General features: G+C 72.0%; 15 protein-coding genes. 9 read left to right on the top strand and 6 right to left on the bottom strand.

Features of this window, described 5'->3' with window-relative positions; genetic code table 11:
* Nucleotides 1-49 precede the first annotated feature (49 nt).
* A complete protein-coding gene (locus KBX00_RS16110; protein ID WP_210827731.1) occupies nucleotides 50-760 on the bottom strand; it encodes a TIGR03089 family protein in 711 nt (236 codons plus the stop codon).
* A gap of 150 nt (nucleotides 761-910) precedes the next feature.
* On the opposite strand from KBX00_RS16110, the gene KBX00_RS16105 reads away from it, so the two are divergent.
* A complete protein-coding gene (locus KBX00_RS16105) occupies nucleotides 911-2,056 on the top strand; it encodes a glycosyltransferase family 1 protein (RefSeq protein WP_210827729.1) in 1,146 nt (381 codons plus the stop codon).
* 48 nt (nucleotides 2,057-2,104) lie between these two features.
* Nucleotides 2,105-3,196, top strand: a complete 1,092-nt coding sequence (locus KBX00_RS16100; RefSeq protein WP_210827728.1) for a sugar phosphate nucleotidyltransferase — start codon at nucleotides 2,105-2,107, stop codon at nucleotides 3,194-3,196.
* Here the strand turns inward: KBX00_RS16100 and KBX00_RS16095 are convergent.
* Nucleotides 3,165-3,764 carry an NUDIX hydrolase gene (locus KBX00_RS16095; RefSeq protein ID WP_210827943.1) on the bottom strand — a complete coding sequence of 200 codons (600 nt, stop codon included), beginning with the start codon at nucleotides 3,762-3,764 and terminating at the stop codon, nucleotides 3,165-3,167. The genes KBX00_RS16100 and KBX00_RS16095 overlap by 32 nt on opposite strands.
* 352 nt (nucleotides 3,765-4,116) lie before the next feature.
* On the opposite strand from KBX00_RS16095, the gene KBX00_RS16090 reads away from it, so the two are divergent.
* A complete protein-coding gene (locus tag KBX00_RS16090; RefSeq protein WP_210827726.1) occupies nucleotides 4,117-5,109 on the top strand; it encodes a helix-turn-helix transcriptional regulator in 993 nt (330 codons plus the stop codon).
* Between the two features lie 20 nt (nucleotides 5,110-5,129).
* On the opposite strand, the gene KBX00_RS16085 is transcribed toward KBX00_RS16090, so the two are convergent.
* Nucleotides 5,130-6,218, bottom strand: a complete 1,089-nt coding sequence (locus tag KBX00_RS16085; RefSeq protein WP_210827724.1) for a coenzyme F420-0:L-glutamate ligase — start codon at nucleotides 6,216-6,218, stop codon at nucleotides 5,130-5,132.
* Nucleotides 6,215-7,162: a 2-phospho-L-lactate transferase gene (gene cofD / locus KBX00_RS16080; protein ID WP_210827723.1), complete on the bottom strand. Its 948-nt coding sequence runs from the start codon at nucleotides 7,160-7,162 to the stop codon at nucleotides 6,215-6,217. Before cofD ends, KBX00_RS16085 begins: the two co-directional genes overlap by 4 nt.
* 98 nt (nucleotides 7,163-7,260) lie before the next feature.
* Between cofD and KBX00_RS16075 the strand changes: the two genes are divergently transcribed.
* From KBX00_RS16075 to KBX00_RS16065, 3 genes are all read left to right on the top strand, one after another.
* Nucleotides 7,261-8,376: a hypothetical protein gene (locus tag KBX00_RS16075; RefSeq protein ID WP_210827719.1), complete on the top strand. Its 1,116-nt coding sequence runs from the start codon at nucleotides 7,261-7,263 to the stop codon at nucleotides 8,374-8,376.
* A gap of 68 nt (nucleotides 8,377-8,444) precedes the next feature.
* Entirely contained in the window at nucleotides 8,445-11,024 is a 2,580-nt protein-coding gene (locus KBX00_RS16070) for a bifunctional FO biosynthesis protein CofGH (RefSeq protein WP_210827717.1), read from the top strand.
* 818 nt (nucleotides 11,025-11,842) lie between these two features.
* Entirely contained in the window at nucleotides 11,843-12,100 is a 258-nt protein-coding gene (locus tag KBX00_RS16065; RefSeq protein WP_013731688.1) for a WhiB family transcriptional regulator, read from the top strand.
* Between the two features lie 177 nt (nucleotides 12,101-12,277).
* On the opposite strand, the gene KBX00_RS16060 is transcribed toward KBX00_RS16065, so the two are convergent.
* Nucleotides 12,278-12,727 carry a metallopeptidase family protein gene (locus KBX00_RS16060; protein ID WP_093406503.1) on the bottom strand — a complete coding sequence of 150 codons (450 nt, stop codon included), beginning with the start codon at nucleotides 12,725-12,727 and terminating at the stop codon, nucleotides 12,278-12,280.
* Nucleotides 12,728-12,878: 151 nt separating this feature from the next.
* Between KBX00_RS16060 and KBX00_RS16055 the strand changes: the two genes are divergently transcribed.
* Nucleotides 12,879-13,256 (top strand): DUF3499 domain-containing protein, encoded by a 378-nt coding sequence (locus KBX00_RS16055; protein ID WP_204011217.1) that lies wholly within the window; start codon nucleotides 12,879-12,881, stop codon nucleotides 13,254-13,256.
* Nucleotides 13,257-13,267: 11 nt separating this feature from the next.
* Here KBX00_RS16055 and KBX00_RS16050 read toward each other — a convergent pair whose 3' ends face one another.
* On the bottom strand, nucleotides 13,268-14,614 hold the full coding sequence (locus KBX00_RS16050; protein WP_210827709.1) for an aspartate aminotransferase family protein: 1,347 nt from the start codon (nucleotides 14,612-14,614) through the stop codon (nucleotides 13,268-13,270).
* Between the two features lie 498 nt (nucleotides 14,615-15,112).
* Between KBX00_RS16050 and KBX00_RS16045 the strand changes: the two genes are divergently transcribed.
* Together KBX00_RS16045 and KBX00_RS16040 are read left to right on the top strand one after the other, a co-directional pair.
* Complete coding sequence (locus tag KBX00_RS16045; protein ID WP_210827707.1) at nucleotides 15,113-15,901, top strand: helix-turn-helix transcriptional regulator; 789 nt, start codon at nucleotides 15,113-15,115, stop codon at nucleotides 15,899-15,901.
* The gene (locus KBX00_RS16040) at nucleotides 15,892-16,086 is read left to right on the top strand and encodes a DUF397 domain-containing protein (protein WP_210827704.1); all 195 of its coding nucleotides are present in this window, start codon (nucleotides 15,892-15,894) and stop codon (nucleotides 16,084-16,086) included. The genes KBX00_RS16045 and KBX00_RS16040 overlap by 10 nt, the downstream gene beginning before the upstream one ends.
* Nucleotides 16,087-16,234 lie beyond the last annotated feature (148 nt).

Below are 16,234 nucleotides of genomic sequence, written 5' to 3'. Positions count from 1 at the left end.
AGGCCGATCGGATCATTCGGATCGAGCAGGGCGGGGCGGGCGGGGCAGGTCAGGTCAGGGTGTGGGTGATGCGTTCGGTCGATCGGCGGTCGGCCAGACGAGCCTGGTCAAGGTGGGCGCAGAGCACCAGGGTGGCGCCGACACTCAGCGGGGCCAGCAGCCAGTCGAGCGGGTCAGGGTGCCGGTCGACGTCCACGAGAAGCCGGTCGCCTGCAGAGATGCCGAGTTCGGCGGCGCGGGCGGCGGCCCGGGCCCGCAGTGCGGTGTGGTCCGGTCCGCCCGGGAGGTACGCCGTGAAGTGGTCGCCGTGCGCGCGTACCTCGGTGACGTAGTCGGCGAAGCCCGCCGGTACCTCCCGCAGCGGCAGCGCGAACGGGTGCAACGCGAGCGCGTACCGGTCGGCCGCCGACCAGGCGTCGGCCTCGGCGACGCGGTCGACGGTGGCGAACAGCACGTCCACCTCGCCCGGCTGGTCGGCGACCGGCAAGCCGGCCCGCTGCACCGTCAACCCGGCCGACCAGCAGCCGAGCAGCACGGCGGCGGTCTGCCAGTGCGGCGGCAGCAGCGCCGCCGCGGTGCCGCCCGGCCCCAGGGCCAGTTCGTCGACGAGCAGGTTCGCCGTCTTGGCCACCCAGTTCGCAAGGGTCGCTCCGGAAAGCTCGGTGCGCTCGCCGGACGCATCGTCGTACCAGGTCAGCAGCGGGCGGTTCGGGTCGGTCGCGATCGCGTCGGCGAACACCCGGGCAATGTTGTCGGCCATCGGCGCGAACGATACGCGCCCGGCGGCCGTACTCGATGACAGCGACAAGTCGGCGTACCGTCGGGTCGCAGTCAGCGTCCGTGCCCGGCTCCGGCGTAGGCTTGCCGGAGTGTCGTTCCCCACAGCCCCGCCACCGCTAGGAGTCGCCCCGTGACCGCCGGTCGCCCGCCCCGCGTGCTCATCGACGCCACGAGTGTTCCCGCCGATCGCGGCGGCGTCGGTAGATACGTCGATGGCCTGCTCGGCGCCCTCGGCAAGGTGTGCGGATCGGCGGTGGACCTGGTCGTGGTCAGCCTCCGCACCGATCTGGAGCGCTACCGTCGGAAGCTGCCCGGCGCGGAGATCATTCCGGCGCCGGCCGCGGTCGCGCACCGGCCAGCCCGGCTCGCGTGGGAGCAGACCGGCCTGCCCCTGCTCGCCCAGCAGGTCGGCGCGGAGGTGCTGCACTCGCCCTTCTACACCTGCCCGCTGCGGGCCGGCTGTCCGGTCACCGTGACGGTGCACGACGCGACGTTCTTCACCGAGCCGGAGCACTACGACAAGTCCCGCCGCACGTTCTTCCGTAGCGCGATCAAGACTTCGTTACGGCGCGCGGACCGGGTGATCGTGCCGAGCAAGGCCACCCGCGACGAATTGATCCGACTGTTGGACGCCGACCCGACCCGGATCGACGTGGCCTACCACGGCGTGGACCACGAGGCCTTCCACGCGCCCGGCGACGAGGAGAAGGCCCGGGTTCGTGCCCGCCTGGGGCTGGGCGGCAGCAGTTACGTCGCGTTCCTCGGCGCCAAGGAACCCCGCAAGAACGTGCCGAACCTGATCCGTGGCTGGGCCCGGGCGGTCGCCGACCGGCAGGACCCGCCGGCACTCGTGGTGGCCGGCGGGCAGGGGCACGACGACGACATCGACCGCGCGGTGGCCGAGGTGCCGTCACACCTGCGGCTGCTGCGTCCCGGCTACCTGCGCTACGGCGACCTGCCCGGCTTCCTCGGCGGCGCCCTGGTGGCCGCGTACCCCTCCTACGGCGAGGGGTTCGGGTTGCCCATCCTGGAGGCGATGGCGTGTGCCGCCCCGGTGCTCACCACTCCCCGGTTGTCGCTGCCCGAGGTCGGTGGCGACGCGGTGGCCTACACCAGCGAGGATCCGGATCAGATCGCCGCTGACCTGGCCGCGCTGCTCGACGACGAGCCGCGCCGGTTGTCGCTGGCCAAGGCAGGTTTCGATCGGGCGAAGGAGTTCACCTGGGGGTCCAGCGCCGAGGTGCACATCGCGGCATGGACCAGGGCGCGGGCCTGAGGCCGGTAACCGAGGCGTCCGGTCGGGCGGTTCGGGCATGATGTCCTGGTGATCTATGTCGTCATTCCAGCCGGTGGCAGCGGCACAAGGTTGTGGCCGCTGTCCCGCGCCGGGCATCCCAAATTCCTCCACCCGTTCACCGGTACGTCCGCGTCGCTGCTCCAGGCGACCGTCGAGCGGCTGGGGCCGCTGACCACCCCCGAACGCACCATGGTGGTCACCGGGGCCGCGCACGCGGCGGCCGTGGCCCGCCAGCTGACCGGTCTGCCGGAGGAGAACATCCTGGTCGAACCGTCACCCCGGGACTCCTGCGCCGCCATCGCGCTGGCCGCGGCGGTGATCGCGGTGCGCGACCCGGACGCCGTCATGGGATCGTTCGCCGCCGACCACCTGATCGGCGACCCGCAGCGATGGGTGGACACCGTCCGGGCGGCGGTCCGGGGCGCGGAGCAGGGGCTGCTGATGACGGTCGGGATCACCCCGACCCGGCCGGAGACCGGCTACGGATACCTGCGGACCGGCGAGCCCGTCGATGGTGGCCCGATGCGCCCGGTGGTCGAGTTCAAGGAGAAGCCGAGCGCGGAGGTCGCCGAGACGTACCTGCGGTCGGGCCACTACCTCTGGAACGCCGGCATGTTCGTCTGGCGGGTGTCGGCGTTCCTCGCCGAGCTGGCACGTCAGCAGCCCGACCTGCACGCCGGGGTCACCGCGATCGCGGCAGCGTGGGACACCGACGAACAGGACGACGTGCTCGGTGCGGTCTGGCCCACGCTGACGAAGATCTCGGTGGACTACGCGGTGATGGAGGGCGCGGCCGCGGCCGGCCGGGTGGCGACCGTACCCGGTGACTTCCGGTGGAACGACGTGGGTGACTTCCACACCCTCGGCGAGGTGCTGCCGACCGACGCCGACGGCAACGTGGTGCTCGCCAGCGACGCCAAGACCGAGGTGCTGCTGTGCGACAGCAGCGGCATGGTGGTGGCACCGCAGGCCGGTCGGCTGGTGGCCGCGGTCGGCGTACGCGACCTGATCGTGGTCGACACCGAGGACGCGTTGCTGGTCTGCCCGCGTGATCGCGCTCAGGACGTGAAGTCGATCGTGGACGAGCTCAAGAGACGGGGTGCGGAGAAGCTCGTCTGAAGGCTGCCAGGCCCGGTGCGACGAGCCGGGCCGTGCCGCCGGCCAGCGGATGCGGCAGACGATCCGGCGGGAACCAGCCGAGCGCCTCGGACTCCACGCTCACCCGTTCCGTCGCCCCCGCCGGGGCGAACACGGCGAAGCGCACGTCGTGGTGCAGCGAACCGCCCTGGCAGGCCACCGGGTGCACGTCCACGTCGATCGGCAGCGGATCGATCCGCAGACCGGCGATGCCCGACTCCTCGGTGGCCTCCCGCAACGCCGCGCCGGCCAGCGTCCGGTCGGCGGGCTCGCAGTGCCCGCCCAACTGCACCCACTTGTGGAACTTTCCGTGCAGGCAGAGCAGCACCCGGGTGCCGGTCGCGTCGAAGACCAACGCGCTGGCGGTGACGTGACCGGCCCGGTGCGCGCGGCTCATCGCGATCGGCCCGGCGCCCAGCAGACCGACGGTGCGCTCGCGGGACTCCGCCGCGTCCGGGCTGGTCGGCGTCCAGGCGGTGAGCACCGCCACCGCGTCGGCGTGCAAGGCCGTCCAGCCGTCCGCGTCGCCACGCGGGGACTGGTCCACCATTCGGGGCGTCGACAACGGCCACTCCTCTCGTCCGAGCCAGCGTACGGGGTGCTGGTGGATCCGCGGTGCGGCGTGTCGGAGCTGAGCAGATGGGCCGGAACGGGGCGCGGGAGACCGGGCGGCACCTCCTGCGGAATCTGAGCCGCAGACCCTCGTCTGGTGCCGCCCGCTCTCGGGCGCACAGTGGGCGGACACGTTCGACGTGGGTCGCCCCCTGTGGCACGGGAAGCATGGCGGATTCGCGTTACGGGCGTCGAGGTCTTTCAGCTGAGGCTTAACTGCCCGAGGCCGAGGTGCCGGGTAGAGTTCGAGGGTCGCCGGGTGCCCCCTCTGCCAGGCGATGGGAGTACCCATGCTGAAGATCCATTTCTCCCGGGAGGACATTCTCCGGACCCGGGTGGCTCCGGCGGCCGATCCGGTCTGGGAAGTGGTGCTGAGCCTGCACCTGCTGCCCGGGCGCAGTCGTGATCCGTTGCTCGCCGGATGGCGTCGCGAGGTTACTCGTGGGTTGCGTCGACAAATGGACTCCGAGGCGTTGCGACTGCTGTCGACGTTGAGCCCGCCGCGCGGCTACTTTCCGGACTTCCTCACCCCGTACGAGGGTGTGCACGGTTTCGAGGCGGGGATGGAGGCGCTGCGGCGTACCCCCGTGGCGTTGCTGCAACGCGATCTGACGCTGCTGGCGAACGACAACCGGAACCTGCCCGCCGGGACGGCCGCCATCGCCCGGGGGGAGCCGGCGGCCCTGACCCACCTGACCGAGGCGATGGGTCGCTACCGGGAGCTTGCCCTCGGCCCGTACTGGGCACGGGTCCAGGGGGCGGTGGAGGCCGACCGTGCCCGCCGTGCGCGGGCCATGCTCGACGGCGGTGTCGAAGGGCTGCTGACCACGCTGCGGCCGGGCCTGCGCTGGGAGTCGGGCGTGCTGGAGATCCCCGCGTACCCGAGGAGTCGGGAACTTCACCTGGAGGGACGAGGACTGCTGCTGGTGCCGTCCTTCTTCTGCGCCGACACACCTGTCGCGCTGCTCGACCCGGAACTACCGCCGGTGCTTGTCTACCCGGTCGACAAGCTGGGTGGGTTGACCACGGACGTAGCCGGGTCGGGCGATACCGGCCGGGCGGCACTGGCCGCGTTGCTCGGCCGTACCCGCGCGGCGGTTCTCGCCGCCAGCGACGACGGCTGCACCACCGGCGAGCTGGCCCGCCGGCTGCGCATCTCGGCGGCCTCGGCCAGCCAGCACACCACCGTGCTGCGGAACGCGGGCCTGCTGGTCAGCCACCGTGACCGCAACACCGTCCTGCACACCCTCACCCCCCTCGGCCGCGCCATCCTCAACCCGTGACCCGCCCGCCGGAGAGGCTGTCAGAAAGCGAGGGCGGCGGCGGCGGTGGTGCCGCTGGGTGGGGGGAGGAGTCGGGTGGGGACGTTCTCTGCCGCGAGGGCGGTGCGCAGGCGTTGCACGTCCGTGCCGAAGCGGACAAGTTGGAACGGACCCACCGGGGTGGGTGGGGAGCAGAGCACCAGTCCGGTCGCGTGGGCCGGCCAGCCCGGCACGATGGCGGCCAGCGCGGCGCGTACGTCATCGTCGGTGACCTGGGTGAAGACCGTGCCGGGCGCGATCACGCCGGCGACCGAGGCGATCGCCCGTGCGACGGCGGCCGGGTCGGGTGGGGCTTCGGCCAGGCGATCCGGCAGGGTGGCGGCAGCCGCCAGACCGGCCGCCTTCGCTTCGGCGGTGCCGAGCGAGAACAGATCCATCGAGGCGTCCCGGACCAGCACCCGGGCGCCCTCGCCGTCCCCCGACAGCGGCGGCGTCAGATAGCCACGGATCACCGCGACCGGCATCTGGTCGCACTTGCCCTTGATCAGTTCACCCGCCGCGGCCAGCTCGTCGACCACCGCCATCTGCGTCAGCACCAGCTCGTTGCCGTACGGGTCGACCTCGCCCCGGTGGTCGCGGATGGCGTCCATCCCGGCCACGCCGAGGGCCACGTCGGTCAGCCCGTTGCGCCAGGGGCGGCCCGAGGTGTCGCTCACGACGACCGCGACGTCCACGCCGCACCGGTCGCGCAGACCGGCGCGAAGCGCGCGGGCCGAGGCGTCCGGGTCCTCCGGCAGCAGCACCAGCCGGGTCTTCTCGACGTTCGAGGCGTCGATTCCGGCGGCGGCCATCACGAAGCCGTGGCGGGTCTGCACGATCCGGGTCGGACCGCGCGAGGCCACCACCCGTACCGTCTCCGCCGCCAGCACCTCGTCCCGGACGGCCTGCCGATCCGGGCCGTCGGCGGGCACGTCGACCAGCCGCCCCTCGGCCTTGGAGATGATCTTGCTGGTCACCACCAGCACGTCTCCGTCGCGCAGCCAGGGTGCCGCGCTTCCGATCAGGGCCGCGAGGTCGTCCCCCTCGGCCACGTGCCCGATCCCGGGCACCGGCAGGATCTCCAGTCTCACGTCAACTCCACCGCGGCGCGGACCATCGCCGCCGTCGCCGCCTCGTCGGTCATCCGCAGCGGCACCGCGCGGACCGCCACATCCGGCACCACCGTTGCCGCATCTTCCTCGGCCACCAACCAGCCGTCGAGCAGTCCGCCGCGCGCCCGGCTTCCGTAAAGTTCACCGACGCCGGCGGCGCTGCACTCCACCCCGACGACCGCCAGGCAGCGGTCGGCCATGCCGCGTACCGGTGCGCCACCGATGATCGGTGAAACGCCCACCACCGGGGCGGGGCCGTCCGTCACCGCCTCGCGCAGACCCGGCACGGCGAGGATCGGTGCGATGCTGACCACCGGGTTGCTCGGCGCCACGAGCAGCACGTCGGCACCGGCAATCGCCTCCGTCACGCCGGGTGCCGGCTTCGCCGACTCCGCTCCGACGAAGACGAACCGGTGGGTCGGGATCTGCGCCCGGTACCGCACCCACCACTCCTGGAAGTGGATCGCCCGCTGGCCACCGTCGAGGTCGACGACCGCGTGCGTCTCCAGCCGGTCGTCGGTCGCCGGCAGCAGGCGTACGCCGGGCTGCCAGCGGGTCGCCAACGCCTCGGTGACCTGGTGCAGCGGATAACCGGCGTCGAGCATCGTGGTGCGGACCAGATGAGTGGCGATGTCCCGGTCACCGAGGCCGAACCAGCCCGGCTCGGCGCCGTACGCCGCCAACTCGTCCTTGACCGTCCAGCTCTCGTCGACCCGTCCCCAGCCCCGCTGCGGGTCGGCGCCGCCGCCGAGGGTGTACAGCACGCTGTCCAGGTCCGGGCAGATCCGGAGCCCGTGCAGCCGTAGGTCGTCGCCGACGTTGACCACGGCGGTCACCTCGGCACCCACCTCGCGGGCGTACGCCCGCACCCCCAGCAGGAACCGGGCACCGCCGATTCCGCCGGTCAGAACCACGATGCGCATCCGCCCATCCTCGCCTACGTGACGCCTCCGGCAGCCAACTGCCCCGGGAGACTAGGCTCACGTCGGCATCTGTCCGCTTTCGCCCCCAGGGAGAGTTCGTGACCAGCCCCGCCGAGCCCCCACCCACCGACCCGACCCCGGCCCGCCAGGTGACCGGGCCGCTGCGTGAACTCGTCGCCCTCGTACTCCTGGGCGCGAACGCCGTCTTCCTCTTCGTGGGGCTGATCCGGCTGCTGACCCCGCAGGGCGCCTACAGCACGGTGACCGGGCGCGCCGCCAGCTCGTTCTTCGCCTTCATCGGCGTCGAAGCGGTGGTGCTGCCGGTGCTGGCGGTGCTGCTCGCCACGCATCTCGCGCCGACCGTCGGACGGGCGAAACTGATCACTCAGGTGGCGCTGATCGAGTACGCGGTGAGCGCCGTGCTCGGCGGGCTGACCCTGCTGATCTGGGTGGTCGGTCGGCTGGCCGAGGCGCAGCTCTTCGACGCGATGACCGGCCTGCTCATCCGGGTCGCCTGGGTGGCGCTGTTCGCGGCGGCGGCGTACCTGGTCTGGAGCGTGTGGCAGCGGCTCTACCACGTGCCCCGGCCCAAGCCCGAGCCCGGCCTGTACGGCACGCCACAGCACGGTTGGCCGCAGCCGGGCGGCCCGGGCCAGTTCGGTGGTCAGCCGGGTCAGCAGGGCGGCGGATGGGCGCCGCCCGGCCAGTCGGGCGGCTGGCCGGGCACCGACCGCCCCGCCGGTTATCCGGGCGGCTACCCCGCCCCGGGGCAGCCCGGCCCGGGGCAGCCGAATCAGCCTGGCGGCTACCCGCCGGGCGGCACGACCCAGGGCCACCAGGGCGGCCAGCCGGGTTGGCCGGTCGCCGGGCAGGCATCCTCCGCCGGCGGACCGCCGGAGTCCCCGCACACCTGGCCGCCGCACGGTCAGCCGGCGGTACCCGCGCAGCCGACGGCACCGTCCTCGCCGGCCGCACCGCCGTTCGGGCAGCCGGCCTCGGCCGACCCCACGCAGAGCATCCCGCGTCAGGGTGACCCGGTCGGTGGCGTGCCGCGTCAGGCGGACCCGGCCGGGAACGCCGAGCGGCAGGGTGCCGAGCCGACCCAGGCCATCCCACGGCCAACCGATGGTGACGCCGACCCGTCGGTTCACCGGTCGGGCGACGGCGAGGCCGACCGTACCCAACGGATCGACCCGGGTGACCAGCCGAGCTGACCGACGGAGGTACGTGCGGTTGCCCACGGGCCGGGGCCGGACCGGGCCGCAGCGCATAGGCTGAGCGGATGGTTGATCAGAGCGAGCGCGGGCCGGGTGACGGAAGCGTACGGCGGGCACTGGGCCGTGCCGCCACCGGCCGGGCGCTCGACATCGACGAGGCCTCGACCCTGCTGACCGCCCGGGGCGCGGCGCTTGAGGAACTGCTCGGCATCGCCGGTGCGATCCGTGACGCGGGCCTGCGGGACGCCGGCCGGCCCGGCATCGTAACGTACTCGAAGAAGGTCTTCATCCCGCTGACCCGGCTCTGTCGGGACCGCTGCCACTACTGCACCTTCGCCACGGTGCCGCACCGGTTGCCGGCGGCCTTCCTGGATCGCGACGAGGTGCTGGCCATCGCCCGGGCGGGTGCGGCGCAGGGCTGCAAGGAAGCCCTGTTCACCCTCGGTGACCGGCCGGAGGAGCGCTGGCCGGCGGCCCGGCAGTGGCTGGACGAACGCGGCTACGGGTCCACCCTGGACTACCTACGGGCCTGCGCCGTGGCGGTGCTGGAGGAGACCGGCCTGCTGCCGCACCTGAACCCGGGCGTGCTCTCCTGGGCGGAACTGCAACGGCTCAAGCCGGTGGCGCCGAGCATGGGGATGATGCTGGAGACCACGGCCACCAGGCTGTGGTCCGAGCCCGGCGGCCCGCACTACGGCTCACCGGACAAGGAGCCGGCGGTGCGGTTGCGGGTGCTCGACGACGCCGGTCGGGTCGGCGTCCCGTTCACCACCGGCATCCTGATCGGCATCGGCGAGACCCTCGCCGAACGGGTCGACGCGATCTTCGCGATCCGGCGTACGCAACGCGAGTACGGCCACCTCCAGGAGGTGATCGTGCAGAACTTCCGGGCGAAGCCGGACACGGCGATGCGGGGAATGCCCGACGCCGAGCTGCACGACCTCGCGGCCACCGTGGCGGTGGCCCGGGTGCTGTTGGGCCCGAAGGCCCGCATCCAGGCACCACCGAACCTCATCGCCGGTGAGTACGACCTGCTGCTACGAGCCGGTATCGACGACTGGGGCGGTGTCTCGCCGGTGACCCCGGACCACGTCAACCCGGAACGACCCTGGCCACAGCTCGACGAGCTGGCTGCCCGTACCGCCGCCGCCGGCTTCACCCTCCGCGAGCGGCTGACCGTCTACCCCGAGTACGTGCGGGCCGGCGAGCCGTGGTTGGACGCGCGGCTGCTGCCGCACGTGAGCGCGCTCGCCGATCCGACGACCGGGCTGGCGATCGAGGCGGCCCGTCCGGAGGGCCGGCCCTGGCAGGAGCCCGACGAGACCTTCGGTGGGCGTACCGACCTGCACACCACCATCGACACCACCGGGCGGACGGACGACCGTCGGGGCGACTTCGACCACGTCTACGGCGACTGGGCCGAGGTGGCCGCGAAGGCGGCTGTGCCACCTGCGCGAGCGGGTGCCGACGTGGGTCTGGCACCCGAGGCGGCGGACCGTGTCGTGGCCGGCCGAGGGGCCACCGCCGGCGCAGGCGACGCGGACCTGCGGGCCGGTCTGCGGCTGGCCGCCGAGGATCCGGCCGCGTTGCTGGAGCCCCGACACACCGATGCCGCGCTGGCACTGTTCGGTGCGGACGGTCCGGCGCTGGACGAGCTGTGCCGCACCGCCGACGAACTGCGCCGTTCCGCCGTGGGTGACGACGTGACCTACGTGGTCAACCGCAACATCAACTTCTCTAACGTCTGCTACGTGGGCTGCCGGTTCTGCGCCTTCGCCCAGCGGGAACGGGACGCCGACGCCTACCGGCTCTCGGTGGAGCAGGTCGCGGACCGGGCGCAGGAGGCGTGGCAGGCCGGTGCCGGCGAGGTCTGCCTCCAGGGCGGCATCGACCCGAAGCTGCCGGTCACGATCTACGCCGACCTGGTCCGGGCGATCAAGGACCGGGTACCGCAGATGCACGTGCACGCCTTCTCGCCGATGGAGATCGTCACCGCCGCCGCGAAGGCCGGCGTGTCCGTGCGGGAGTGGCTGGCAGGGCTGCGCGAGGCGGGGCTGGACACCATCCCGGGTACCGCGGCGGAGATCCTCGACGACGAGGTGCGCTGGGTGCTCACCAAGGGCAAGTTGCCGACCGCCGCCTGGGTGGAGGTGGTCAGCACGGCGCACGAACTGGGCATCCGGTCCAGCTCGACGATGATGTACGGCCACGTCGACCACCCCGCGCACTGGCTGGCGCATTTCCGGGTGCTGGCCGGGGTGCAGGACCGGACCGGTGGGTTCACCGAGTTTGTGGCGCTGCCGTTCGTGCACACGAACGCCCCGATCTACCTCGCCGGCATCGCCCGGCCCGGTCCGACATGGCGAGAGAACCGGGTGGTGCACGCGATGGCGCGGGTGCTGTTGCACGGCCGGATCGACAACATCCAGTGCTCCTGGGTGAAGCTGGGCGACACCGGCACCGCGGAGCTGCTGCGCAGCGGCTGCAACGACCTGGGCGGCACGCTGATGGAGGAGACCATCTCGCGGATGGCCGGTTCCGGCAACGGGTCGGCGCGCACCGAGGAGCAACTGCGGGCCATCGCGGCGGCGGCGGGCCGACCGGCGCGTAGGCGTACGACTGCGTACGGTCACATCGCCGCCTAGGGTCGAACCTTCGCTGGCCGCCGGACGTACCTGTCGATGCCGGCGGCGGCACGGCGAGGACCGCCGCCGGCACCCCTCATCGGGGGCCGGCGTGGTCTGTCGTGACCGGACTGTTCGTCGGCCAGTCCCGCGTCGAGGTGCGCGACCGAGGGCTGACCGACCGGCCGCGCCGTGGCCCGGCGCTGAGCTCGACGGGACGTTCCACAGTGCTGTCCATCCGGACCTCCCGGCGGCGGCTATACCGTCTGGTGGGACGATGGCACGCCCGTCGGACCGGTCACCGTGGCCGGTGGCATGGTCGCCGAATTCGTCTTACCGACCAGCTCGATCCCATCGGCCGACTGATCCGCCGGAGTCGCCGCCTACCGCGTCCCGTCCACAGTGTGGACGGGACGCGGTCGCCGTTCACCCGCTCGGCGGGCAGGGTTGGCGAAGTCAAGATAACCTTGCGCATCAAGATCAACGGATCTTCGTAGACGGCTTCCCCGGCGTCGACGCGACGCCCGACCGCTCCGGCGGCGGCCCGCGCGCCACGGGAGAAAACTCGGGCAACTCGCCGGGGAGGGCGTTACTCGGCCGGGGTCTGAATCGATAGGGCAGGGCGAGACCGGGTGGTACGGACGGCCGTCCGGGACACGTGTCGGGAGGGCGACTCCATTATCAAGTTTGGCTTGACGGCGCACGCATTACACGCGTGTAATTTGAATGGGGTTGTTCGCACGGAACGCACGATAACGGGACCGGACGGACAAAAGCACGCCTTTCGCGTGGGGGGTTGCAGCGGCGACGACGCCGGTGCGCGACAAGGAGGCAACTGAATGGACGGCCAGCTCGAGGCGGCCGACCTGCTCGGAAACGCGCCGGAGTGGCAGGAGCGGGCCCTGTGCTCGCAGACCGACCCGGAAGCGTTCTTCCCCGAGAAGGGCGGCTCGACCCGCGAGGCGAAGCGCATCTGCTCGCGGTGCGAGGTCAAGACGGAATGCCTCGAATACGCTCTCGGCCACGACGAGCGGTTCGGGATCTGGGGTGGACTCTCCGAACGGGAGCGGCGCAAGCTCAAGCGCCGGGCAGCCTGATCCGACGTGGGAACGGGACGGCTGGGGGCCGTCCCACCCGGCGGGTGGCGGTTGGGGGGCGGTCGGGGGGCGGTCGGGGGCCGTCCCGCCCGGCGCGGGCTTGCGGGTTAGGTCGGGGGTGCGGATGTCGGCGAAGCGGATGATCGCGACGCGGATCGGCGAGTGCGTCGGCTGCGATCAGGCCAACTCGTCCGGGTCGACGCCGAGCAGGTTCGCCACCTGCTCGATGATCACGTCGTGGACCAGGTCGGCGAGATCCTCCCGGTCCATCGCCCGGAACTCCAGCGGTCGCCGATACAGCACGATCCTTGGCGGCACCTCCTGGCGGCCCGGTCGACCGGGCAGCAGCCGCGCCAGCGGCACCTCGCCGTCCTCCAGCACGTCGGAGTCGTAGACGTTCAGGTCGGGCGGGACGTCCTCGACGGCGAACTCCACCCCGGCCAGCTCCTTGGCGAACCGACGCTCCAGCGTCTCGACGGTGTCCAGTACCAGGTCGTCGAAGATCTCCGCCTTGGTCCGTGCCAGCGGCACGGTGGCCGGCACCAGCCGCCCACGCAGACCGCGTCCGTGCCGGTCGCGGTGCGCCCGCCGGCCGGTGCCGGGGCGGCGGTTCTCCGGGCTCGTCATGAGCCACAGAGTAGCTTCCGGTCCGCGCCGTGCCGCGTCAGTGTCGACCGCGTGGCGCGTTGCGGCGCCGGACGGGAATGTGATCACCAAGACGGGCGTGTCGTAACGCGAAGCGGTGCGCCGGAGCCGGTAATGGAGATACCCTGCGCCGGTGAGGTCACCACGGCGCTGCTCCCGCAACGGCTGCCCCCGGCAAGCGGTCGCCACGCTGACCTATGTCTACAACGAGTCGACAGCCGTGGTGGGCCCGCTGGCCGCCTTCGCCGAGCCGCACACGTACGACCTCTGCGAGCCGCACGCCCGTAGCCTGACCGCTCCGCGCGGTTGGGAGGTGGTCCGACACGAGGGCGAGTTCGAGCCGCCGCCACCCACCACCGACGACCTGGTCGCACTCGCCGAAGCGGTCCGCGAGGCTGCCCGTCCCGCCCCTCGTCCGCCCCAGGACGACCAGAACCACCCCACCGCACCCCCCGCCGGTTCCCCCACCTCCCGCCGCGGCCACCTCCGCGTAATCCCCCCCACCCACTGACCCCGCCGGGGTCAGAGGCGGGACCATGCGTCGGTGAGGACGGTGCGCAGGATCTGCTCGATCTCGTTGAACTGCTGTTCTCCGGCGATCAGGGGTGGGGCGAGCTGGATCACCGGGTCGCCCCGGTCGTCCGCGCGGCAGTAGAGGCCGGCGTCGAACAGGGCGCCGGAGAGGAAGCCGCGTAGCAGCCGCTCCGACTCGGCCCCGTCGAACGTCTCCCGGGTGGCCTTGTCCTTGACCAGCTCGATGCCGTAAAAGTAGCCGTCGCCCCGGATGTCGCCGACGATCGGCAGGTCGTGCAGCTTCTCCAGGGTGGCGCGGAACGCCGCCTCGTTGGCGCGTACGTGCCCGACCAGATCCTCCCGGGCGAAGACCTCCAGGTTGGCCAGGGCGACCGCGCAGGAGACCGGGTGACCGCCGAAGGTCACCCCGTGGGCGAACATGCCGGTCTCGGTCAGGAACGGCTCCATCAACCGATCGCTGGCGATCATTGCGCCGAGCGGGGCGTAGCCCGAGGTGATGCCCTTGGCAGTGGTGATGATGTCGGGCTGGTAGCCGTAGCGCAGGGCACCGAAGTACTCGCCGAGCCGACCCCACGAGCAGATCACCTCGTCGCTGACCAGCAGCACGTCGTACACGTCGCAGATCTGGCGTACCCGCTCGAAGTAGCCGGGCGGCGGCGGGAAGCAGCCGCCGGAGTTCTGTACCGGCTCCAGGAAAACCGCCGCCACGGTGTCCGGGCCCTCCCGCTCGATGGCGCGGCCGATCTCCTCGGCGGCCCACCGGCCGAACGCCACCGGATCGTCGCCGTGCTCCGGCGCCCGGTAGAAGTTCGTGTTCGGCACCTTGATGCCGCCGGGCACCAGCGGCTCGAAGTCGGTCTTGATGCCGGGCAGGCCGGTGATCGACAGCGCACCCATCGAGGTTCCGTGGTAGGCGATGTACCGGCTGACCACCTTGTGCTTGCTCGGCTTGCCGACCCGCTTGAAGTACGCCCGGGCCAGCTTCCAGGCCGTTTCGACCGCCTCGGATCCACCGGTGGTGAAGAAGACCCGGTTCAGGTCGCCAGGGGTGAGCGTGGCGATCTTCTCGGCCAGCTCGACCGCCTTCGGGTGCGCGTACGACCAGAGCGGGAAGTAGGCCAACTCGCCGGCCTGCTTCGCGGCGGCCTCGGCCAGCTCGGTGCGCCCGTGGCCGGCGTTTACCACGAACAGCCCGGCCAGCCCGTCCAGGTAGCGGCGGCCCTGCGCATCCCAGACGTACGCGCCCTGGCCGCGCACGATCGTCGGCACCTCTCTCGTGGAGTAGCTCGCCATCCGGGTGAAGTGCATCCAGAGGTGGTCGGTGGCGTTGGCCATGTCAGCCCCATCGGGTCTCGGGCCGATCAGGGACACCGGCCGCTCATACCACGGTTATCCCACAGCCCCGTGCCTCAAAGCAAGTGCTATCAGTTGGCGATGGGCGCTTACGCAACGGATTTACAATGACTCCCGGCTCTAGGCAACGGAATTCGCACTACGCCCAGCCGGTTCGCGGCGCCCCGACCGAACCCCGGCCCGTCGTCGTCGGCCCGGCTGAGGCGGCTCGGGTCAGGTAGCTCCTGCGCGCCCTTTGCTCTGCTTCACCGGACGCACAGGATTCCGGTGGGAATCGTTGCGCGGGTTGAAGCAGAGCAAAGGGGGCGAGGTGAAGTGGGGTGGGGCGTAATCGGTGCCGTTTCCAGGGCGTCTCGGGGGCATCTGGAGCGCGGCTCGGATGCGCGAAACAGTCCTGACCGCAACACGCCGGTAGCGGGCGGACACAGGCACCCGTGGTGACTAGCGTGCGCCGGAGTGTGATGCGAGTCGGGAGGCGCGATGGGCAACGGGACGGCGGGCAACGAGGCGCTGCGGGTGGCGATGGCGGACCGGGGCGAGACGGCCGAATCCCTGGCCGGGAAGGTGGGCGTCGATCCGAAGACGGCGGCGCGCTGGCTGGCGGACGGGCGGATTCCGCACCCGAGGACCAGGATCGCGGTGGCCAACCTGCTCGGGCGCAAGGCCGCCGAACTCTGGCCGGAGCCGTTCCGCCGCCGGGACCTGCCCTGGTTCCGGGCGTGGGCGGAACTGGAGCAGGACGCCCGGTCCCTCCGGTCGTACGAGCCGCTGCTGGTGCCGGGGCTGCTCCAGACCGAGGGGTACGCCCGGGCGGTGCTCGCGACCGGCGGCCTGCTCTCGCAGTCGGAGGTGGCGGAGAACGTCGCCGCGCGACTGGATCGGCAGCGGGTGCTGGAGCGGGAGGTTCCGCTCCAACTGGTGACGGTGATCGACGAGGTGGTGCTGCGTCGGCGGGTGGGCGGCGAGCGGGCGGTGATGGCCGAGCAACTGACCCACCTGGCCGACCTGGGCGAGCGGGAGCACGTGCAGGTGCGGGTGATTCCGGCGGAGAACCCGTGGCACACCGGCCTGGCCGGGCCGTTCGTGCTGGCCCGGATGGCGGACGGCGCCGAAGCGGCCTATCTGGACAATCAGCTGCGCGGTCAGGTGGTGACCGACAGTGCCGACCTTGCTAGCCTGGGCGCGAGGTGGGAGAGCGTCACCGGTGAGGCGCTGCCCCGTCGACGGTCCATCGAGCTGATCAGGGAAGTGGCGACGACATGGAGCTGACCGACGCCCGTTGGCGCACCGCCACCCGCAGCAGCAACAACGGCGGCAACTGTGTCGAGGTGGCCGACAATCTGCCCGGCCGGGTCCTGGTGCGCGACAGCAAGGATCGCACCGGTGGCACCCTGGCCTTCACCCCTACCGCCTGGGGTGCCTTCGTCGCCGCTGCGGCACGCGGCACGGACTGAGCCCCCGGATCTTCCTCGGCTGCCGCGGCTGGTCGCCTCGCCTGGCTGCGTCGCCGTGGGATGCGGCATGTTGCGGTCTCACGCGACCCGGATGGCGCGGGATGCGGCATGTCGAGTGGATCAAGCGGCTTGGGCGGGTCAAGCGGCT

This window comes from Micromonospora sp. C95, from assembly GCF_018070465.1.
Classification (GTDB): domain Bacteria; phylum Actinomycetota; class Actinomycetes; order Mycobacteriales; family Micromonosporaceae; genus Micromonospora.
Note: the sequence above shows the minus strand (reverse complement) of the source record. Positions and strands in the feature narration are given on the sequence as shown.